Genomic DNA, 19557 nt, shown 5'->3' on the forward strand with positions numbered 1-19557 from the left:
GTCGAAGATCGGTGCGTCGGCGCCGTTGGCGGCAGCGGCAGCGTTGGTCCGTTACGACGGTCCCCCCGCAGTGCCGGTCACTGCGGCGGCCGAAGCCGGTAGTACCGCTTGTTCAGGTCGTACATGTACCCTTCCCGCATCGTCTTCAACACGGCGTAGGTGACCACCCCGCCGAGGAACGGCAGGATGAACACGAGCGTGAACAGCAGCTCCAGCTCGAACGGGAAGAAGTTCTGGATCGCCAGCGCGGCGAGCGTGACCGAGAGGAGCGCGCCCATCACGCCGACCGCCGACCAGAACGGCTGCTCGACCGGCCGGCGCGCGTTCCCCTTGTTGAGGAACGGCACCAGGGCGATGACGCCGATGATGAGCCCGTGGCCGAGGATGCCGAAGAACTCGTGGGAGAACACGAGATTTCCGTCGAGGACGGCCAGTCCCGGATTGATGGGGTTGAGCTTCAGCAGGCCGAACGACCAGTAGAGATACCAGTCCGGCAGGATGATCGACGGCGTCGAGCTTGCGTTCGCCGGGTTCTCGAAGTACATCGGGATCGTCGCCGAGACGAGGATGATGATCCCGACGAAGAAGCTCGTGATCGCCAGGTTGCGGATCGTCTCGTGGGGCCAGGCGGGGAAGCCGAGCACGTCGCGCTCGACGTACGTCGACTCCTGGCGGAGATCCTGGTCCTCACGGCGTGCCCGCTCGAAGTACTCGTAGGTCAGCCGTGAGAGGCCCTGGCTTCGCTCCTTCCGCTCGCTCCAGGTCGGGGTCTCGTCGTCCGGCGGGATCGTCGCCGGCGGGCCGCCGTCGGTTCGCGCCTCGCCGTCGGTCCCGCCGTCCGTCAGCGGTTCCTGTTCGTCGGTGCCGGTCGGGTCGGTGGATGTGTGCTGGTCGGTCATTGGTCCGGGACTAGTGTGGCTCCGCGATGCCCTGTACCCACACGATGCCGACGTGTAACGCGATGAGCGCCGTCACCACGAAGGGAAGCAGGAACACGTGCATGATGTACATCCGTACGAGCGTCGCCTGTCCGAGGGTGAACCCGCCGAACAAAAGCTGTGCCGCCCACTCACCCACGATCGGGGTCGCGAGCGCCATCTCGACGCCGATCTGTGCGGCCCAGAAGGACAGCTGCTTCCAGGGGAGCACGTAGCCGGAGTACCCGAACAGCAGCGTCAACAGGATGAGGATGACCCCCAGGATCCAGTTGCCCTCGCGGGGCTCCTTGTACGCGCCCGTGAAGTAGACGCGCAGCATATGGAGGAAGACGGCCGCCACCATGAACTGTGCGGCCCAGCGGTGGATCGACCGCAACATGAATCCGAACTGGATGTCCTTGATGATCATCTCGATCGACAGCCAGGCGGCGGTCGGATCGCCGGCCGCGGCGGCGCCGGCGGTCGAGGGGGAGTAATAAAAGCCCAGCAGCGCGCCGGAGACCGCGGCGACGAGGTACGCGATGATCGACAGCGACCCCAGCGAGTACAGGGGATACCAGTACCAGAACTTGTTGTCGAGGTCGTACTGTTCGGTGTGGCTCTTGGGCATCTGGAGGTTGATCCGGTAGTACAGCGTCTCCAGCAGCTCCAGATAGTCGACGATGCGAAGCCGCTTGTCCATCCAGATCAGCGTGGTCAGGAAGGCCGTCTCGACGGCCGTCAGGTCCTTCCGTTTGAGCCAGGCGTCGTGGTCGAATTCGTCTTTCTTTTCGAGGCTCATTGGTTTGTCACCGCTTGTAGTACGGGTAGACGGCTCGTTTCACCGTCTCCCAGGCGTCTTCGGGGTCCGCGAGGGATTCGCCCTCGACGTCCTCCTCGCGGACGTACAGGTCCTCCCACTTGCGCCGCCGCTTCTTGACGACCATCACGTCCGGGAGGAACTCCTTTCGATACAGCGCGAGGATGAACGCGAGGTCGATGAACACCAGCGCGAGCAGACCGCCGAGGAACATGTTTCCGTTCTCGGTCGTCGCCCAGCCGAACATCAGCCCGTAGACGAACAGGAACACGAACACGACCTCGATGATCGTCAACAGGACGATCGCGATCGCGGCCGCCGTGCTCTCGCGCGCCGGTTCGTACCGATGAATGTCGCCGTAGGAGGATTCACCCGAACTCATTATCGGTCACCGTGTCCCGTGTGTGCGGATTCGCCGTATTTGAGCACGTAGAACGTGAAGATACACGTCAACGTGATCGCGACGCCGACGATCAGCCCGACCCAGTGGGCGTGCAGCGGCACGCCGATGTCGTGGACGTTCTCCGGCCAGCCGGTGTTGGCACCGCCGACCTCCTCGGTTTCGATGTCCTCGCCGACGGCGATGCCGCCGTGCATGCCGACCTGTGCGTGGGGGTCACACTGGTAGTGGGTGATGCCGGCGTCCTCCTCGGAGGTTTCGTACTCGAAGGTAAAGCCTTCTTCGCCGGTGATCTGGCTTTCGAAGGAGGCGGGGCCCTCGACCGCGTGGACGTTGTGGTCGCCGCCGTTGCCCGTCCACTCCCAGACGATCGTCGTGCCGGGGTCGACCCACACTTTCGTCGGGTCGAACGCGAGGCCGTCGCCCGCACCGACCGCGATCGTTACCTCGTCCTGCCCGCGGGCGTCCGTGTAGCTGTTCACGTTCCCCTCCACCGCCGAGGGCCACACGGGTCGCACCTCCTGGGCCGCGGCCGTGCCGGTCGCCGCGCTCGTGGCGGCGACCGCGGCCGCTGACCCGCCGGCCGTACGCATAAACTCCCGCCGTTTCATACGGATCCGAATCGGATCGGGGCGCGCTTAAACCCACCGACTATCTTCGATCGGCTGGACTCGGCGATCACGGAGGTATCAGGCGTTCTCGCCGGGATCCGTCCGCCCGTCGTTCGTGTCGATCGCGTCCGCATCGGCGCCGGTCGATGGCGCCCCGTTCCCCCCGGAAGACGCCTCGCCCTCAGCGGACGTCTCGCCCTCAGCGGGCGCCTCGTCCGCGGCCGGGGGAATGTCGGACCGATCGCGTGCCGTGTGGAGCGCGCGGAGCCGGTCCCGGTATTCCGCCGACCGGAAGCGGTCCGAGAGCCGGGCGTTGGCGACCGTCGAGAAGAAGAAGAGCCCGCCGAGCAGGAAGAGGACGCCCATCGCGGGCGCGACCAGCGTCTCGACGCCGGCGAAGATCCACGCGCCGAACAGGGCGGCGCCGGCGATCAGTTGGATGCCCGCGACGACCTGCATCATCAGATTCCCGATCTCGTTCGTTCCCTCGGTGACGTCCTCGGGGTCGGGAAGCGCCCAGTTCTCGGGCGGTTCGGGGACGTCGTACTCCTCCATCGAACAGAGCGCGACGATCGGTTCGACGTCGCGCAGTACCGTCCCCCGTCCGCGCACGTCCCCGGACTCGGAGACGACGGCGTATCCCTCATCGGAGTAGACGACGAGACTGGCGGTTCCATCCAGCCGCTCCCGCTCGAAGGTCGCGAAGACGTCGCGGCTCGCGATCCGGTTCTTCAGCTCCCGCTCGACGCGGTCGAGCAGCTCCGTGCCCGTTATCCACGTCTCCGGATCGAAGGCGGCCTCCCACTCATCGACGGTCATCTTCGCCATATCGGCCGGCCCGAAGTTGTCGAAGTCGTACTTTCGCTCGACCTCCTCGCGGAGGGTCTCGACGTCCGTTTGCGTCTCGGGGTCCGCCGGCGAGTCGTCGGCTTCCTCGTCGACCGGACCGGCAGGCTCCGTCATCGTGGATCGGTACGGTCGCCGGGAATGTTACCGTTTTCGTCCCGGCTGCGATCACGCGGCTGCGACCGCGAGGCGCAGTCGCCGAAAACGGTCGCCAGCCTCACCGGTCGCAGTCGCCAACCTCACCGGTCACAGTCGTCAGCCTCACAGACCGCAGTCGCACTCCTCACCGGCCGCGGTCGCCGACCGCGGATCGGGAGCCTTTACGCGCCGTGGGTCGAACCGCCGGTATGGCCGAGGAGTCACTCGTGGCGGTCGCCGTCGCGGTCACCGTCACGGCGAGTCTCCCGTGTTTCCTGTACGGCGCGTGGGTGATGATCGACGCCGAGATCGTCACGTGGGACCTCCTCGTCTACCACCTGAAGTTCGTCGGCGTCGGGCTCGTGTTGACGACGGTCCCGATGGTCGGGTGGATGATCCCACGGTTGTTCGACCAGCTGTCGGGAACCGCGGTCGTACACGCCTTCTTCGGCGTGCAGGCGTACGCGCTGTTGACCTTCGCGCTCACCGGCATCGTGCACATCCTCCGCGCGAAGCGAAACGCCGACCTCTATCGTGACCCCGACCAGGACGTCGACATCGACGAGCTGCACGAGGACATGAGCCACTGGCGAACCCGGCTTCGGGTCGGCGTCTTCGGATATACGATCCTGTGGATCCTCGCCTGGCTCACCGGTCTCTACCGGCTGGCGAACCTGCACCTGCTATAGCCCCGCTCGTCCGGTCCAGCCAGCGGATCCGGGGCGACCGACCGTTGCGCCCGGGACTCGCCGCCCTCACTCCCAGGACTCGCCGCTCGCCAGGTCGACGTCGGCATCCAGCTTCGAGGACGGGCACAGGTCCTCGAGCACGCAGTCCGCACAGTCCGGATTCCGCGCGGTGCAGGTGGCCCGTCCGTGGTCGATGAACAGGTGCGTGAACTCCTGCCACTTCGTTTGCGGAACGATCCCGGTCAGGTCCTCCTCGATCCGCTCCGGGGACGTCTCCTCGGTCAGCCCGAGCCGCCGGGAGAGTCGCTGGACGTGGGTGTCGACGACGATCCCCTCGACGACGTCGTGGCCGTGCTGGAGGACGACGTTGGCCGTCTTGCGCCCGACGCCGGCGAGATCGGTCAGCTCGTCCATCGTGTCCGGGACTTCGCCGTCGTGCTCCTCGAGGATGTCCTGCGCGGCCGACCGGATGTACTTCGCCTTGTTGTTGTAGTAGGTGATCGAGGAGATGTCCTCGGCCAGCTCCTCCTGGTCGGCGGTCGCGTAGTCCTCGACGGTCTCGTACTTCTCGAAGAGGTCCGCACAGACCGTGTTGACGCGCTCGTCGGTACACTGCGCCGACAGCACCACCGCGATCAACAGCTCGAGCCGGTTCGAGTACCGCAGCGAGATCGTCGAGTCCGGATACTCCTCCTCGAGCCGGTCGATCACGGCCTCGGCCTGCGCCGCGCGCGTCTCCCGTCTGGTTCCCATACCGATCCCGATCCGCCGCGGCGGGTTGAACGGTTCGGAGTCGATCGGTGCCGACGTGAGGGCATCGATCCGTCGCTCGGAGCCGACCGCTCACCCCGGAAGGGCGTCCTGGTCGACCCGATAGATCGTCACGCGGTCGGTCTCGTACGCGACCGACACCCCCTCGAGGTGGTCGAACGCGACGTCCTCGCCGTATCGCTCGCGCTCCGTCGGTCCGACCCACACGTAGGTCACCTCGTAGGCGTCGAGCGTCCGGACGCGCTCGACCGTCGGCCCGGCGTACGCCCGGTCGACCGCCGCGACGCGGCGTTCGTACGCTTCGACGCCGCGATAGCCGACCTCGTGGTCCCAGCCGGCGACCGTCGGGACCCCGGTCAGCGAGGAGGCGGGGTTCGCTCGCCAGGTGTACATTCCCGGCTCGGCCGCCCGCGCGAGCCCCTCCGGCGACCGGGTTGTTCCGGGCGCCTCCAACAGCACGTCCTCGCGGGTCGCGTGGTCGTCGAGCCACGCGATCGCCGGCGCCTCCTCGGGATGGTCGGCGGCGACGAAGGCGGTCGCGTCGAGCGTCCCGACGTCGTGCCGGTCGAAGTGACCGTCGAGCGCGAGCGCCGCGTACGGCAGCGTCGAGACGACGAGCAGGGCGACGAGGACGCGCGCAACGGTTCGGCCGTCGGGCAGAACCATCGCCGCTGACGTCCGGGTGTTCGTCTCGCGACCGTCCGGCCCGCCGCTCCCCTTCTCTCGACCGCTCGTCGTCCGGACGTGACCGATGCCGGCGACTCCGTGCGCCCACAGTTCGGAAATGATCACGCCGGCGGCGATCCCCCACAGCGTCCAGACCTGAAAGTACGTTTTAAAAACCGTGTTGAGCCGTCCCGGCCCCGCCTGCTCGGCCAGGTGGACGATCTCGACGAGTCCAACCAGTCCGGCGCCGCCGATGACCAGCGCCGTTTCGAAGCCCGCATCCTGATCGGTTCGGAGCGCGACCCAGCCCAGGACAAGCGGCGGAGCGACGACCGCGATCGCGGGAACGCCGACGAGAAGGCCGCTTCCGACTACTGCGGCGAGGCCGACGAGGAGCGGGCCGATGCCGGCCAAACGCGGTTTGATTCCGTCGAGACGCGCGTTGGTTCCGGCCGGACGCGGTTTTATCCCGACGAGCCGGCCGGTCAGGAACGCGAGGAACGCCGCGAGGAACGCGCCGTGCACCGTGAGCAGCCCGCCGAGCCCGGAGCGCTGCCCCGGCGGAACGAGGGCCGGCTCCTGGCCGCTGCTCGCCCCGAGCAGGAACGGCGCGGCGAGCACCCCCCCGAGTCCCGCCGCCAGGGCCGTCACGACGAGCGCGCCGCCGGTTCGCTCGATCTCCTCCCGGAGGAGGGGACGGTCGGATCCGCCGTCGGCGCCGGAATCGCCGCCGGCGTCGGAATCGTCACCGAACGAGCGCACGCTGCCGGCCGAGAGCAGCGTGAGCGGGCGTGCCGGAGCGAACGTCGCGGCGAGCCAGACCACGCCGAACAGGGTCGCCAGGTCCCAGGTGTGGACGACCGCGACCGTTCCGCCGAGGACGGGTATCGCGCCGAAGACGAGCAGCCGGCGGCGGCGAAGCTCGGATTCGGGAGTTCGCCAGTAGGCGTAGGCGATCGCCGTCCCGAGCACGAGGAACGGCGCGCCCATCATATGCGCGTGGAGGTCGCCGTTGAGGAACGCGAAGAACGGGAACTCGTTTATCGTCCCCTCGATGACGCGGCTCGCGTCCCAGTAGTGAAACGGCTCCGACTCGGCGCCCGACCCCGGACCGAGACGTGCGAGGAGCGACTGCACCGTCGCGAGGTTGCTCGCCAGACCGACGGCCGCGGCCGCGGCGACGCCGGCGCCGGTGGCGAGGGACGGGGCGCCGACGTGGTCGTGCCGGGAGTCGTTCTCCGAGTCGGCCGGTTCCCCAGGCCGGTCGGCGATCCGGTCGGCGATGCGATCGGCGGCGATTCCGCGAGCGAGCTCGAAGACCGCCGCGATCAGACAGGCGTAGACGGTCGCCAGCGCGAGGTTGTACGCGTACGCGGGCGGGACCCCCGACAGGATCGTCACCAGCGCGGCCGCGAGGTGGCCGCCGTAGTAGTAGTTCACCGTCTCGCCGGCGAACCAGGGGTCGAGCGGGGGCAACGACTCCGCCCTGAGCAGGCTTCGGAGCAGGCTGTAATCGAGGAACTTCTCGCCGCCGACCGGAGTGATCGCGGGATCGGCAGCACGGATCAGCAGGACGAGCGTGAACGCGCCGAGAAAGACGAGAAGGGCGTTGCGGATGGCCCGCCGGTCGGCCGGGACCGCGTCGTCCGCGACCGAGAGCGAACCCCGTCGGGCCGCGTCGAGGTCGACGGACGCCCACAGCGCGCCGACGCCCAGCGCGACGACTCCGACGGCGAGAGCCTCGATGCCGAAGCTGAGACGTCCGATCCAGTAGCCCGTCGTCGTGAGGACGGCGACCGAGAGGATCGGAGCGAGCCCCACGCCGCGTCCGGGCGTCCACCGGAACAGGCGTGCCGCGATCGGAACCGCGAGCGCGGAGAGGACTGCGATCGCGAGGAGCCACCGTCCGACCAGGAGGACCTCCATATCCCCGGAAGACGCGGCCACGGTGTAATCCCTTCGGGTCTCGACGGGACGGGAGACGCCCGTTGGCGGACCCGGTCGATTGCGGGTCGAGTCACGCCGTTTTTTATCCGTGGCCGGGTATCGGACGGTATGTCCGCGACGCTCGGGATCGTCGTCCCCGCCTTTCGCCCCGACGTCGACCGGCTCATCGCGTACGTCCGGTCGCTCGACGACGGGCTCGCCCCGGAGACGATCCGGATCGAGCTCGACGATCCCGAGCCGGCGGTTCGTGAAGCGCTTCGGGATGCGCCCGATCTCCCCGCCCACGTCAACGCGGTCGATCGCCGCCGCGGGAAGGGCGCCGCCGTGACCGCCGGGTTCGAGGTGCTCGAGACCGACGTCCTCGCCTTCTTCGACGCCGACGGCGCGACCGACGCCGCGGCGGCCGCCGCCGTCGTCGACCCGGTTCGCGACGGAACGGCCGACCTCGCCGTCGGATCCAGACGGCATCCGGAGTCGGTCGTCCAGTCCCACCAGACCGTCCTCCGGCGGGCGCTCGGCGACGGGTTCGCGTGGCTCGCCCGCCGCGTCCTCGGCCCCTCGCTGTACGACTACCAGTGCGGCGCGAAGGCGATCACGACCGAGACGTGGCGCCGGCTTCGTGACGACGTCTACGAGCCGGGCTTCGCCTGGGACATCGAGCTCGTCGCGCTCGCGGGCGCGTACGGCGCCCGGATACGCGAGGTCCCGATCCGCTGGGAGGACCAGCCCGGATCCACGGTCGATCCGGTCCGCGACACCGCCCGAATGTTCCGGGGGCTCGCCGTCGCGCACCACCGGTCCGCGGTCGTCTCCGGCAGCCGATTCCACCGGCTGCTCCCGATCGATCCGGGGCCGTCGCTCCGCGAACGGCTGCACGGGACCGCCCACCCGGACGGGTCGCGGGGTGATCCGACGTGAGCACTCACGAACCGACGGAGGACCTCGGATGAGCACGCTCGGTGATGCCCTCGACGAGCTGGCAACGGGGGCTCGGTTCGGCAGGTTCCTCTCGGTCGGCGCGCTCGGCGCGATGGTCGATCTCCCGATCAGCTCGGCACTCACCCTCACGGCCCTGTTGGAGCCGCAGTGGGCGAAGGTCGTCGGCACCGAGTGTGCGATCATCGTGATGTTTCTGATAAACGACGCCTGGACCTTCGACGGCCAGGGTGCGCCCGGCGTCCGCGCGAAGCTCCGCCGGCTCCTCCGGTCGAACGTCGTCCGGTCCGGCGGGCTCGCCGTGCAGTTTTTCGTCGTGTGGACGTTGACCGACCTCGACGTCGAGGTCATCGTCGCCGGCACCGACGTCTGGGCGGTCGTGACGATGCCCATCGCCATCGGCGTCTCCTTCGTCGTCAACTACGTTACCGAGAGTCTGTTCACCTGGCGCGTGGCTGCCGACCGGTGAGACGGCCGTTTTCGACGCCTGCTCCATTTATAAGCAACCGGAGGATCCGCACGCGGTTAACTCGCATACGGCAGCCGAATCACAACCCTTAACCGTCGGACTCGTGTTCGTTTCAGTAGCGGGATGGGATAGCCAGGAGATTCCGCCGGGCTCATAACCCGGAGATCGGTGGTTCAAATCCACTTCCCGCTATGTTCCTCGGTCGTTTTTCACCGAACTGCCGTTCGTGCTCCACGACGCCGTCGTCCGTCTCCATCGTCCGCCCTCCATCGTCCGCCCTCCATCGTCCGCCCTCAGCCCCCCTTGAGTACGTGTCTCTTTGTGCACGTGTCACCCGATCCGACTCCTTATACGTGGCTAGGCCCTATCGGTGGTGTGAGCGATCAAAGCGGGCGTCGGGACCTCCGAATGCCCAACGACGATCAGGTATTCGCCGTTGTGACCGAGATGCTTGGCCACAGCCGCGTGCAGCTGCGATGTGCGGACGGCGTCGAGCGGATGGGGCGGATTCCGGGTCGAATGAAGTACCGAAACTGGATCAACCGGAACGACGTCGTCCTCGCGGAGCCGTGGAGCTTCCAGGACGAGAAGGCGAACGTCGAGTGGCGCTACGACGACTCGGCGGCCGACCAGCTCCGCCGCGAAGGCCACATCGAGTAGTCCGACGGTCCGACGGTCGCACGTTCCGACGGTCCCGCGTTCACGCGTTCCGGCGGTCCCGTGTTTTCGAGCCGTCTTCTCTCGCCGAGTCGATGCAGTTAGCCGTCGCTTCGAGTAGCCGCGGGTCCGATCAGCCGTCGCTCCGGTCGCCCCATCCGTATTCCTCGTGGACGGCACGCCCCGCCGCGTTCGAGATCGGCCCGACGACCTCGGTGACGCCCACAAGCACGTCCCGTGATCGAACCGGCGGCGTCGGCTTCCCCTGGAACTCGGCGATCTCGTCGCTTCCGACGGCGTAGACGACGCGGCCGAGCCCTGCGGACCGGATTCCTCCCGAGCACATCGGGCAGGGTTCCGTGCTCGTGTACATCACCGTCCGCGCGCGCTCGGCCGGCGCGTCCTCGCGTTTCGCGCGCGCAGCGAGATCGAGTTCGGGGTGGCGCCGGACGTCGTCCGCGGTGTGAACCCGGTTCGACGCCTCGGCGACGATCCGGTCCTCGCGGACGAGCACCGAGCCGAACGGTTCGTCGCCGCGGTCGGCGGCGGTCCGAGCCAACTCGATCGCCCGCTCGAGGTGTGCCTCGTGGTCGAACGCGTCGAACCTGGCCGTCGATTCGGGCCCGTCCGCGTGGCCGTTCGCGTCGGTCATCGACCGTCGTTCGCGCCCCCGGCCGAAAAGCGATCGGGGCCGGAACCGACGGTCCGCGACCGGGTCGGGGACCGTCTCGACCGCCGCGGCTCGTCGGATACGCTTATGAGGGCCGGCCCGCCAGTTTCGGACACGATGAGCGACCTCCCGGACGATTTCGACTGCACGATCACCAACTGGGAGTACATCTACGGGCTCTGCCGGACGGTCTCGAACCAGGTCAAGCGCGCGTCCTTCGAACCGGACGTCGTCGTCGCGCTCGCGCGCGGCGGCTGGTTCGCCGGCCGCTGCACCTGCGATTTCCTCGGGCTCGACGACCTCACCAGCCTGAAGATGGAACACTACGTCGGCACCGGCGAGAAGGCAGACGAGCCGCAGGTCCGCTACCCGATGCCGGAGGGCAGCGTCGCGGACAAGGACGTCCTGATCATCGACGACATCGCCGACACCGGCGGGTCGATCCGGCGCGCCGAGGAGTACGTCACCGACAGGGACGCCGGGACGGTGCGGACCGCGACCCTCCAGCTGCTGGGCACCTCCGAGTTCGACCCCGACTTCGTCGGCGAACGCCTCGCGGAGTGGACGTGGGTCGTCTATCCGTGGAACTTCATCGAGGACATGATCGACCTGATCGCCGGCGCGATGGAGCGTGCCCCGGAGACGACCTTCGCCGAGGACGACGTTCGCGCGCGGCTCGCCGACTACCACGGGATCGACCGCATCGAGATGGAGATCGCCCAGCCCGACCGCCTCGAGGAGGTCCTCACCGAGATGGAGCGCCGCGACGTGATCGAGCTGGCCGGCGACGCGGAGTGGCGGCTGGTCCAGTGATCCGATGACGGACGACGCGGAGTCCGACGGGGATGCGGCCGACGCCGATGCCGATGCTCCCCACGAGGATGCGGCCGGCGCCGATGCCGACGCTCCCGCGGATACCGCTGCTGACGTCGACGACGACCACCGGCCCACGGCGGCCCGCGGGGCGGCGATCGAGACGCTGTGTGACGCGTTCGCGCTGAAGGACGAGACGCGGACGGGCTGGGAACTCCGGGGCGTTCGGGGTCCCGAGTCGGTCGCCGCCCACTCGTGGGGCGTCGCCTATCTGGTCGTCGCGATCGGGGAGACGTTCGCCGACGAGTTCCCCGAGCTGGACCTCGATGCCGCCCTCCGGATGGCGGTGGTTCACGACCTCGGCGAGGCCGAGACGGGCGACGTCCCGACCCGCGCCGACGCTGCGGCCGCGGCGTCGTTGCCCGACGCGGACGAACAGGAGGCCGCCGAACGCGAGGCGGTCGCCGATCTGACCGCGCCCCTCGGCGCCGCCGAGCGACTGCGTGCGGACTGGGAGGCCTACGAACGCCGTGACCGTCCCGAGGCGCGAGTCGTCAAGGACCTCGACGTGATCGACATGTGTCTCCAGGCGCTCGTCTACGAGCGCGCGGACCGGTACGACCCGACCGATCCGGGGACGGCCGATCCTGCGGCGGACGATTCGGTGACGGGCGATTCGGCGGCGGACCCCGCGACGGACGACCCGGAAGCGTTCGCGGAGTACGACGCGCTCGACGAGTTCTTCGCGACCGCTGTGGAGAGCGTGACCACCGAAACCGGCCGGGCGTACGTCGACCTGATCCGGGAGCGATACGTCGCCGCCCGCGACGGGGAGCCGTCCAGATGACCGCCCTGCTCGGGATCTTCACCTCCGCGGTCCTGCCCATCGTCGCGATCGCCGCGGTCGGCGCGCTCCTCGGACGGTACAAGGACGTCGACCCGGGGCCGCTCAACACGGCGGTCGTCTACGTGCTCGCGCCGGCGCTGGTCCTCCACAGCCTCGCGTTCACGGAGCTCGCGGCCGGCACGCTGGCCCGGATCGCCCTCGGCGTCGTCGCCTTCATCGTGGTGATGCTCGTCGTCGCCGAGGGCGTCGGGCGGGCGGCCGGCCGAGAGGAGCCGCTGTTGAGCGTGCTGTTGCTCGTGGCGGCGTTCACGAACAGCGGCAACCTCGGGATCCCCGTCTCCGATTTCGCCTTCGGCGACGTCGGCCGCCAGACGGCGGTGCTGTTCCTGTCGGTTCAGTCCGTCCTGATGTACACCGTCGGCGTCTACGTCGCATCCCGGTCCGGCGGGTCGTCGGGGCTCTCGGGCGTTCGGCGCGTGTTCCACATCCCGCTCGTCTACGCGGTGATCGTCGCGTTGGCCGCTCGCGCCGCCGGAGTCGTTCCCCCGGCTGACGCCCCCTCGATGGAGGCGCTCGAGCTGGTCGGCGACGCCGCCATCCCCGTGATGCTGCTCATTCTGGGGATCCAGCTGGCCCGAACCGAGTACGGCGCGGCCCTCTCGAGCACCGCGACCCCGACCGCGCTGCGGTTCCTCCTCGCGCCGGTCGTCGGGCTCGGCCTCGCGTTCCTGCTCGGGTTCGAGGACCCGACGGTCGCCCGGGTGTTCGTCCTCGAGACCGCGATGCCGGCCGCGATCACCCCGCTCATTCTCGTCGTCGAGTTCGCCGGCGACGACGGGGCCGGCGGCCTCACCGCGCCGGCGCTCGTCTCGACCAGCGTCCTCGTGACCACGCTGCTGTCGATCCCCGTTCTCACGCTGCTGATCGCCGTGCTTCGGTCCGGGATCCTGATCTAGGCGTCGTCCGCATTCGTTGAACCCCTCAGCAGGTGATGGTATTCCATCCGCAATCGCTCAGTACAGCTTGCATACTGATCGTTCCGATCATGACTGAGGAAAAGACTGAGGAACTACGGAAGACCGAGTCTCGAATCGGACGCCGGATCAGTCAGATCTACCGGAGTCCGTCCGCGGTTTAGACTCAGCTTGCGCAACGACGACGATTAACGACGTAACGAGTGATCCGACCACCAATCCACCGAGGACGACGACCAGCGCCGCTACCGTCGTCTTGGGGGATACCTCCGCCATCGGGACGAACAGCCGCAGGTCGGCAGCGAGGACGAGAACCGCCCCGACAACGTCGAAGAACAGGTCCAAGACCGTATCCCGACGGCCATAGTGCTCGAGTACGGGCGGGAGGTTACACCTCCTTCCGAAATCCCGCGCGAGAAGTTCGATCACCTCCCAGAACACTCCGGACAGAAGCGTAACCAACACGACAGTGACCCAGATCAGACCGGTTCCGGCCGCAACTGGTGCATACTCGAGGGCGACTATTACGCCAGCATATAGCAACGCTGCCACGAGTGCCGCCGACAGCGTATGAGTGAGGTGGTCCCACCAAGAGATCTCGTCGTATGGACCGAGCATACCGTAGGAGTGAAACAGACCGGTGACGGCAATCCACAGTGGAAGTTCCGGGGAAAGCCCGACTCGGATTCCGTAAAACCAGTGGGTAAGGACGTCGACGAGAACGGGAACGAACACCAGCAGAAACGACACACCCGTGTTGACTACTGCGGGAGCGTTCCTCTGCCGGACAGCGGTATGGAAGATGACTGCGATGCCCGCTAAACAGGCGAAGACACCCAGAAACAACAGCCTCTCCATCGAAGATACTATTCCGGCATAGGGGATTAATCGCTTCGATTTCCGTCCCGATAACGAACGGTTTCGACTGATCCTCTCCCTGAGGAATGAGGCGGATGAGGTATAGCGGCAGGCGAGCAGTCGATTTCAACCGGAATCAATTCTCCGACCGTGGTCGAAATCTCTTTATCACACAGTTGATAGGTGGCGACATTTCGTCCCCTCGGTCGGATTCGAAGTCGTTCGTGAGCAAGCTCAATGGAACGGCTGTTTCACCCAAGTACTGGCCGAAGGAGAGGATTTCAACGGAGTCCCTCGTCCGACTCCCCGAACTCGCGTTTCAGTCCGCGATCGCCTCCGCCTCGACGGCGGCCGCGGTCGGGTCCCGGATCCACAGGTCGCCGAAGAGGTCGTCCTGCTGGAGCCGGACGCCGCCGCGGTGCGCGAGGAACAACAGCGCGAGGTACGTCATGAAGGGCCGTCCGCCGACCGTCTCGATCTCCGCGAACAGCACCTCCGCGCGGCCCTGGTCGTACTGGGTCCGCAGCGCGGTGCGGACGTCGTCGATGACCTCCTCGATGTCCTCGTCGTGGGTGCCGCCGGTGACGTCGCCCTCGGTCGGCTCGCCCTCCCGGCGGACGTCGTCCGCGGCGCGGTAGTCAAGCGTCTGCGTCCCGCGGTCGTGTCCGCGGGGCGACTCCGAGGTGTCGTACTCCCGCGACCGCTTCCACCACGAGCCGCGCTCGGCCTCCCGGAGCTCGCGGACCAGCTCGTCGAGGGTCTCCGGCGACCCGCGGGTGTTCTTGCGCTCCAGCCGGCGGTCCATCTCCGCCTCGAGCTGATCGACCGGGTCGAAGCCGTCGCCGGCGGGCGACTCCCCGGCAGCGCCTCCGGCACCCGGATGGCTCTCACCCTGCATCGCGGCCTCCCAGGGTTCCAGCTCCGGCTCGTCGGACTCGTCCTCGTCGTCGTCCGTGAGCATCGCGTCGCTTTTCATCCGCAACAGGACGCTGGCGTAAAACAGCGCCCGCCCGGTCGTCCGCAGGTCCCGGGCGTCAAGCTCCGCGAGGAACGCGTCGGTCACCTGTACGATGTCGATGTCCCACGGCTCGATCTCGCCCTCCTCGGCCAGCTGGACGAGCAGCTCCACCGGTTCGACCTCCTCGTCGGCGTCGTCGGCGTCGGTCGCGTCGACGTCGGGACCGTTCCGGTCGGCCGCATCCGCATCGGTCGCGTCGACGTCGGGACCGTTCCGGTCGGCCGCATCCGCATCGGCCGCGGCCCCTGCCTCGTCGGTCGTCCCGCCGGGAGCGTCCGTCCCGATCCCGACCGTCCCCGCATCGGGGCCGCCGCTGAGGTCGAGGTCGGGCACGTAGCCGTCGTCCTCAGTCATCCGCCGGCACCTCCCCGTCCCCGTCGGCTTCCTCACTGTCCCCGCCGAACTGCATCCCGGTCACCGCGGAGACGTTGTCCTCCTGCATCGTCACGCCGATCGCCCGCTCGGAGCGCTCGAGGAGGGCCGAGCGGTGCGAGACCACGACGAACTGCGCCTCGCCGGCCAGGTCGTGGACCATCTCGCCGACGCGCTCGGCGTTGACCGCGTCGAGGAAGGCGTCGACCTCGTCGAGCGCGTAGAAGGGCGCGGGGTTGTGCCGCTGGATCGCGAAGATGAACGCCAGCGCCGTCAGGGACTTCTCGCCGCCGGACATCGCGTCGAGCCGCTGGACCGGCTTATCGGCCGGCTGCGCCTTCATCGTGAGTCCCTCCTCGAAGGGGTCCTCGGGGTTCTCGAGGACGAGCTCGCCGGTCCCCGCCGAGAGGCGCTCGAAGATGTCCTCGAAGTGGTCGTTGATCGACTCGAAGGCGTCCATGAACGTCCGTTTCTTCTGCGACTCGTACTCCTCGATGCGCTCCTCGATCCCGTCGCGTTCCGACACGAGCACGTCCCGGCGCTCCTGCAGCCGGTCGAGGTCCGATTCGACCTCGTCGTACTCGTCGATCGCCCGCATGTTGACCGGCTCCAGCGCCTCCATCTCGGCCTCGAGCTCCTCGATGCGGCGCTCGACCTCCTCGTGGTCGGGGATCGCCTCGGGGTCGTACTCGCCGACTTGCGACTCGAGCTCGTCGATCTCCCACTCCAGCCGGTCCGCGCGGTCGCGCAGGTCCGAGAGCGTCGACTCCACCTCGGAGACGCGCCGCCGCTGTTCGTCGCGCTCCTCGGTCGCCGCCGACAGCGTCTCCCGGAGGTCCGACCGCTCGGCCTTGAGCTCGGCCAGCTCCTCCTCGAGGTCCTCGATCGCCTCGCGCTTCTCGGCGAGCAGCTCCCGCTTGTCGGCGATTTCGTCCTCGTGGTCGGCGATCGCCTCCTCGGCCTCCGCCTTCTTGTTCTGGGCCGCCTCGATGCGGTCGTGGAGGTCCTCGACGGCGTCCTCGGCGTACTCCGTTTCGAGCTGCACCTCGTTGAGCCGACCGTCGAGGTCGTCCATCCGCGACTCGAGGTCGTCGATCTCCTCGCGAACCTCGTCGGCCCGGCTCGTCAGCTCCGGGATCCGCGAGTCGGCGAGTTCGGCCTCCAGCTCCTCGATCCGGTCCTCGACCGCCGCCTGATCGTCGGCCAGCTCGTCGATCTCCGCGTCGAGCTCGGTCATCCGCTCGTCGACCTCCTCGCGCTCGTCGCGGAGCGTCTCGAGGGTCGACTCCAGCTCCTCGATCCGGTCGTGCTGCTCCTCGAGCTCCGTTTCCGCCCGGTCGATGTCGGACTCGACCGACCGGACCCGCTCCTCGGCGTCGGCCTTCCGCTCGCGCGCGTCGTCGATCTCCGCGTCGAGCTCGTCGACCTCGGACTCGAGGGACTGCCGCTCGTCCTCAAGCTCCTCGATCTCCTCGGCCAGCCGCTGGAGCTTGCCGCCGCCGGCGGTGCTGAAGGCGAACCGGGATCCCCCGCCCGAGCCGCCGGTCATCGCGCCCGACGTCTCGACGAGGTCGCCCTCCAGGGTCACCATCCGGTACTCGCCCATCAGATCGCGGGCGGTCCCCATGTCCTCGACGACGAGCGTCGACCCGAGGACGTACGAGAAGACCGGGTCGTAGCGGGCGTCGTACTCGACGAGGTTCCGCGCGAAGTCGACCACGCCGGGCATCGTCGGCGCGTTCGGGAGCCCGCGGTCGTCCAGCTCCGTGATCGGCAGGAACGTCGCCCGGCCCGCGTTGCGACTTTTAAGGTGCTCGATGCACGTCTCCCCGACCCCGTCGTCGTCGACGACGACGTTGGCGAGTCGGCCGCCGGCCGCGGTCTCGCACGCCTCCGCGTACGTCGGGTCCACCGACGCCAGCTCGCCCACGGGGCCGTGAACTCCCTCGATGCCGGCGTTTCGAACCGTCGTGACCGCCCGCGGCCAGGAGGCGTCGCCGCGCCGCTTCGCGTCCGCCTCCAGCGAGGCGTACTCGCTTTGCTTCTCCCGCAGGTCGTCCTCGATGGCGTCGAGCCGCTCCTGCCGCTCCGCCTTCTCGGCGAAGAGATCCGCGATCGTCTCCTCGATCGCGTCGCGGTTCGTCTCCGCCGTGTCGAGCTCGCCGTGAAGCTCGGAGATCCGGGCCTTCAGGTCCGGGATCCGCTCGTGGGCCGCCTCCAGGTCCGACTGCGCCTCGCTGATCTCGTTCGAGCGCCGCCGCGCCTCGTCGAGCAGCCGGTCCTTCTCGCGCTGGACGTCGTTCTTCTCGGCTTTGATCTCCTCGAGCCGGTCCTTGTGCTCGGCGAGGTCGGCCTTGAGCTCGTCGTACTGGGTGTCGATCCCGTCGATCTCCGCCTCGATCTCCGCGAGTTCGGTCCGCTTGTCGGCGATGTCGGCCTTGACCGACGCCTTCTCGACCTTGATCTCCTTGGCGTCCGCCTCGAGCTCCTCGATCGTCTCCTGCTTGCGGTCGATCTGGACGAACGCGTCGCGGCGCTCCGCCTCGGCCTCCTCCAGGCGGCTCTCCGCGTTCTCGATCCGCCCCTCGATCCGGGAGATGTCGCCCTTGATCTCCTCGATCTCGGCTTTGATCGCGAGCTGTTCGTCCTCGCCCGTCCGCTCGATCTCGTCGTTGAGCTCCGCAAGCTCCGCCTCGAGACGCGTGACGCGTCCCTGTCGCGTGTCCAGCTTCTCCTGACGCTCCGCCAGTTCGGCTTCCGTTTCCTCGATCTCCGCTTGCACCGACTCGTGGGCCTCGCGCTTCTCCTCCAGTTCGGCGGCCTTGCGGTAGCCGCGATACTCCTCTTTCTCCTCGCGGTAGGACTGGTACTCCAGGGCGGTCTCGCGCTCGTCGGCGAGCCGGTCGAGCCGGTCCTCCTTCTCCTCGATCCGGAGATCCGCCTCGCCGATCCGGTCCTCGACGGCCTCCAGCTCCTCGAAGGCGGCCTCCTTCTTCTCGTCGAACTCGGCGACGCCGGCGATCTCGTCGATGATCCCGCGGCGCTGGTAGGCCGTCATGTTGATGATCTCCGTCACGTCGCCCTGCATCACGACGTTGTACCCCTCCGGGGTGACCCCGGCCTGCGCGAGCAGGTCCTGGATGTCCGAGAGGTTGACGGAGCGGCCGTTGAGGTAGTAGTAGGAGTAGTAGTTGTCGTCGGTCCGCTTCACGCGCCGCTTGACGGTGATCTCCTCGACGTCGCCGACGTTCTCCGATCCGGCCGCCGAGACGACCTGTCCCCGATCGAGGGTTCCGTCGGCGTTATCGAGCACGACCGTGACGGCGGCCTCGTCGGGGCCGTCGCCCGACTCCGCCCCGTCGTGGCCGGGATTGTAGATCAGGTCCGTCAGCTTCTCGGCGCGGATCCCGCGCGTCCGGGCCAGCCCGAGCGCGAAGAGGATCCCGTCGATGATGTTCGATTTGCCCGAACCGTTCGGGCCCGTGATGACCGTGAAGTCCTCGTAGAAGGGGATCCTCGTCGTCCGCCCGAAGCTCTTGAAATCGTCCAGAACGACTTCTGTGATGTGCATTGGTGGGCTCGCGAGGGGACCGCGAGCTTACGCGACGATGATGTCGCTTTCCTCGGCGTCCCCCTCCGTCGTGTCCTCGTCCGCGTCCGTCTCGGCGTCGCCGCTCGCCTCCGCCGCCGCGTCGGCTGCCGCCTCGGCCGCCTCCGCGGCCGCCGCGGTCGAGTCGGCGGCAGCCGCCGTCTGCTCGACCACGTTCACGTGGTCGTCGCTCTTGGTCGTCCGCTCGGCCGGTTCCGGAGCCTCCGGCGTCGGCCCGGCGCCGGGCTGGTCGGTCGCCCCGCGGTCGGCGGCCGGCTCCCCGGCGTCCGTCGTCTCCCCGGTCGAACCGGGCGCGTCGTCCGCCTCCAGCTGTCGAACGCGTTCCTTCGTCTCGACGAGCTCCTCGGTGAGTCCGTTGACCGCCGCCTGAAGCTCCGAGACCTGGCGTTCGAGTTCCGTCACCCGATTACTCATACGTGTGTTCGGTCGGCCGAGACGTATAAATGTGTGTCAGACGCGCGTGTGACTCGTTCGCACGATATGCCGGACACGATATGCCGGCGAGGGAGCCCCGTTGCTGCCCCGTCG

General features: G+C 68.2%; 19 protein-coding genes and 1 tRNA gene. 8 read left to right on the top strand and 12 right to left on the bottom strand.

The features are described from left to right. Positions 1 to 77: 77 nt before the first annotated feature. The 5 genes from BLV25_RS08335 to BLV25_RS08355 all read right to left on the bottom strand — a co-directional run bounded on the left by BLV25_RS08335 (position 78) and on the right by BLV25_RS08355 (position 3711). Positions 78 to 899: a cytochrome b family protein gene (locus BLV25_RS08335; protein WP_021072963.1), complete on the bottom strand. Its 822-nt coding sequence runs from the start codon at positions 897 to 899 to the stop codon at positions 78 to 80. Positions 900 to 909: 10 nt separating this feature from the next. Further along, positions 910 to 1719 carry a cytochrome b gene (locus tag BLV25_RS08340; RefSeq protein WP_021072962.1) on the bottom strand — a complete coding sequence of 270 codons (810 nt, stop codon included), beginning with the start codon at positions 1717 to 1719 and terminating at the stop codon, positions 910 to 912. A gap of 7 nt (positions 1720 to 1726) precedes the next feature. Further along, positions 1727 to 2119, bottom strand: coding sequence for a DUF7318 family protein (locus tag BLV25_RS08345; protein ID WP_021072961.1), 393 nt, complete (start codon positions 2117 to 2119; stop codon positions 1727 to 1729). After that, positions 2119 to 2748 carry a halocyanin domain-containing protein gene (locus BLV25_RS08350; RefSeq protein WP_039400408.1) on the bottom strand — a complete coding sequence of 210 codons (630 nt, stop codon included), beginning with the start codon at positions 2746 to 2748 and terminating at the stop codon, positions 2119 to 2121. Before BLV25_RS08350 ends, BLV25_RS08345 begins: the two co-directional genes overlap by 1 nt. A 78-nt stretch (positions 2749 to 2826) precedes the next feature. Beyond that, positions 2827 to 3711 carry a DUF7319 domain-containing protein gene (locus tag BLV25_RS08355; RefSeq protein WP_092732133.1) on the bottom strand — a complete coding sequence of 295 codons (885 nt, stop codon included), beginning with the start codon at positions 3709 to 3711 and terminating at the stop codon, positions 2827 to 2829. Between the two features lie 230 nt (positions 3712 to 3941). Between BLV25_RS08355 and BLV25_RS08360 the strand changes: the two genes are divergently transcribed. After that, a complete protein-coding gene (locus BLV25_RS08360; RefSeq protein ID WP_021072958.1) occupies positions 3942 to 4421 on the top strand; it encodes a DUF7321 family protein in 480 nt (159 codons plus the stop codon). 66 nt (positions 4422 to 4487) lie between these two features. Here BLV25_RS08360 and nth read toward each other — a convergent pair whose 3' ends face one another. Beyond that, complete coding sequence (nth, locus tag BLV25_RS08365) at positions 4488 to 5174, bottom strand: endonuclease III (RefSeq protein WP_092732136.1); 687 nt, start codon at positions 5172 to 5174, stop codon at positions 4488 to 4490. Between the two features lie 90 nt (positions 5175 to 5264). Beyond that, positions 5265 to 7784 carry a DUF2298 domain-containing protein gene (locus tag BLV25_RS08370; RefSeq protein ID WP_092732139.1) on the bottom strand — a complete coding sequence of 840 codons (2520 nt, stop codon included), beginning with the start codon at positions 7782 to 7784 and terminating at the stop codon, positions 5265 to 5267. Between the two features lie 129 nt (positions 7785 to 7913). On the opposite strand from BLV25_RS08370, the gene BLV25_RS08375 reads away from it, so the two are divergent. The 4 genes from BLV25_RS08375 to eif1A all read left to right on the top strand — a co-directional run bounded on the left by BLV25_RS08375 (position 7914) and on the right by eif1A (position 9870). Then, complete coding sequence (locus BLV25_RS08375; RefSeq protein WP_039400411.1) at positions 7914 to 8723, top strand: glycosyltransferase; 810 nt, start codon at positions 7914 to 7916, stop codon at positions 8721 to 8723. A gap of 28 nt (positions 8724 to 8751) precedes the next feature. Continuing rightward, positions 8752 to 9210 (top strand): GtrA family protein, encoded by a 459-nt coding sequence (locus BLV25_RS08380; RefSeq protein ID WP_092732142.1) that lies wholly within the window; start codon positions 8752 to 8754, stop codon positions 9208 to 9210. Positions 9211 to 9327: 117 nt separating this feature from the next. Then, positions 9328 to 9402: transfer RNA gene (locus tag BLV25_RS08385), tRNA-Met, on the top strand. A 183-nt stretch (positions 9403 to 9585) separates the two neighbouring features. Next, the gene (gene eif1A / locus BLV25_RS08390) at positions 9586 to 9870 is read left to right on the top strand and encodes a translation initiation factor eIF-1A (RefSeq protein ID WP_081758047.1); all 285 of its coding nucleotides are present in this window, start codon (positions 9586 to 9588) and stop codon (positions 9868 to 9870) included. 130 nt (positions 9871 to 10000) lie between these two features. Here the strand turns inward: eif1A and BLV25_RS08395 are convergent, their stop codons facing one another. Then, positions 10001 to 10519 (bottom strand): nucleoside deaminase, encoded by a 519-nt coding sequence (locus tag BLV25_RS08395; RefSeq protein ID WP_092732145.1) that lies wholly within the window; start codon positions 10517 to 10519, stop codon positions 10001 to 10003. 135 nt (positions 10520 to 10654) lie between these two features. On the opposite strand from BLV25_RS08395, the gene BLV25_RS08400 reads away from it, so the two are divergent. Genes BLV25_RS08400 through BLV25_RS08410 form a run of 3 tightly spaced genes read left to right on the top strand, consistent with a single transcriptional unit; the run spans position 10655 to position 13153 of the window. Continuing rightward, complete coding sequence (locus BLV25_RS08400) at positions 10655 to 11350, top strand: phosphoribosyltransferase (RefSeq protein WP_092732500.1); 696 nt, start codon at positions 10655 to 10657, stop codon at positions 11348 to 11350. 4 nt (positions 11351 to 11354) lie between these two features. Next, a complete protein-coding gene (locus BLV25_RS08405; RefSeq protein ID WP_092732148.1) occupies positions 11355 to 12197 on the top strand; it encodes an HD domain-containing protein in 843 nt (280 codons plus the stop codon). Continuing rightward, positions 12194 to 13153, top strand: a complete 960-nt coding sequence (locus BLV25_RS08410; protein ID WP_021072948.1) for an AEC family transporter — start codon at positions 12194 to 12196, stop codon at positions 13151 to 13153. Before BLV25_RS08405 ends, BLV25_RS08410 begins: the two co-directional genes overlap by 4 nt. 147 nt (positions 13154 to 13300) lie before the next feature. On the opposite strand, the gene BLV25_RS08415 is transcribed toward BLV25_RS08410, so the two are convergent. The 4 genes from BLV25_RS08415 to BLV25_RS08430 all read right to left on the bottom strand — a co-directional run bounded on the left by BLV25_RS08415 (position 13301) and on the right by BLV25_RS08430 (position 19443). Beyond that, positions 13301 to 14029, bottom strand: a complete 729-nt coding sequence (locus BLV25_RS08415; protein ID WP_021072947.1) for a hypothetical protein — start codon at positions 14027 to 14029, stop codon at positions 13301 to 13303. Positions 14030 to 14348: 319 nt separating this feature from the next. Continuing rightward, complete coding sequence (locus BLV25_RS08420; RefSeq protein ID WP_092732152.1) at positions 14349 to 15401, bottom strand: segregation and condensation protein A; 1053 nt, start codon at positions 15399 to 15401, stop codon at positions 14349 to 14351. Further along, positions 15394 to 18990, bottom strand: a complete 3597-nt coding sequence (gene smc, locus BLV25_RS08425) for a chromosome segregation protein SMC (RefSeq protein ID WP_092732155.1) — start codon at positions 18988 to 18990, stop codon at positions 15394 to 15396. Before smc ends, BLV25_RS08420 begins: the two co-directional genes overlap by 8 nt. A gap of 27 nt (positions 18991 to 19017) precedes the next feature. Continuing rightward, the gene (locus BLV25_RS08430) at positions 19018 to 19443 is read right to left on the bottom strand and encodes a DUF7518 family protein (RefSeq protein WP_039400420.1); all 426 of its coding nucleotides are present in this window, start codon (positions 19441 to 19443) and stop codon (positions 19018 to 19020) included. Positions 19444 to 19557: the final 114 nt, after the last annotated feature.

This window comes from Halopenitus persicus (assembly GCF_900107205.1).
GTDB lineage: Archaea > Halobacteriota > Halobacteria > Halobacteriales > Haloferacaceae > Halopenitus > Halopenitus persicus.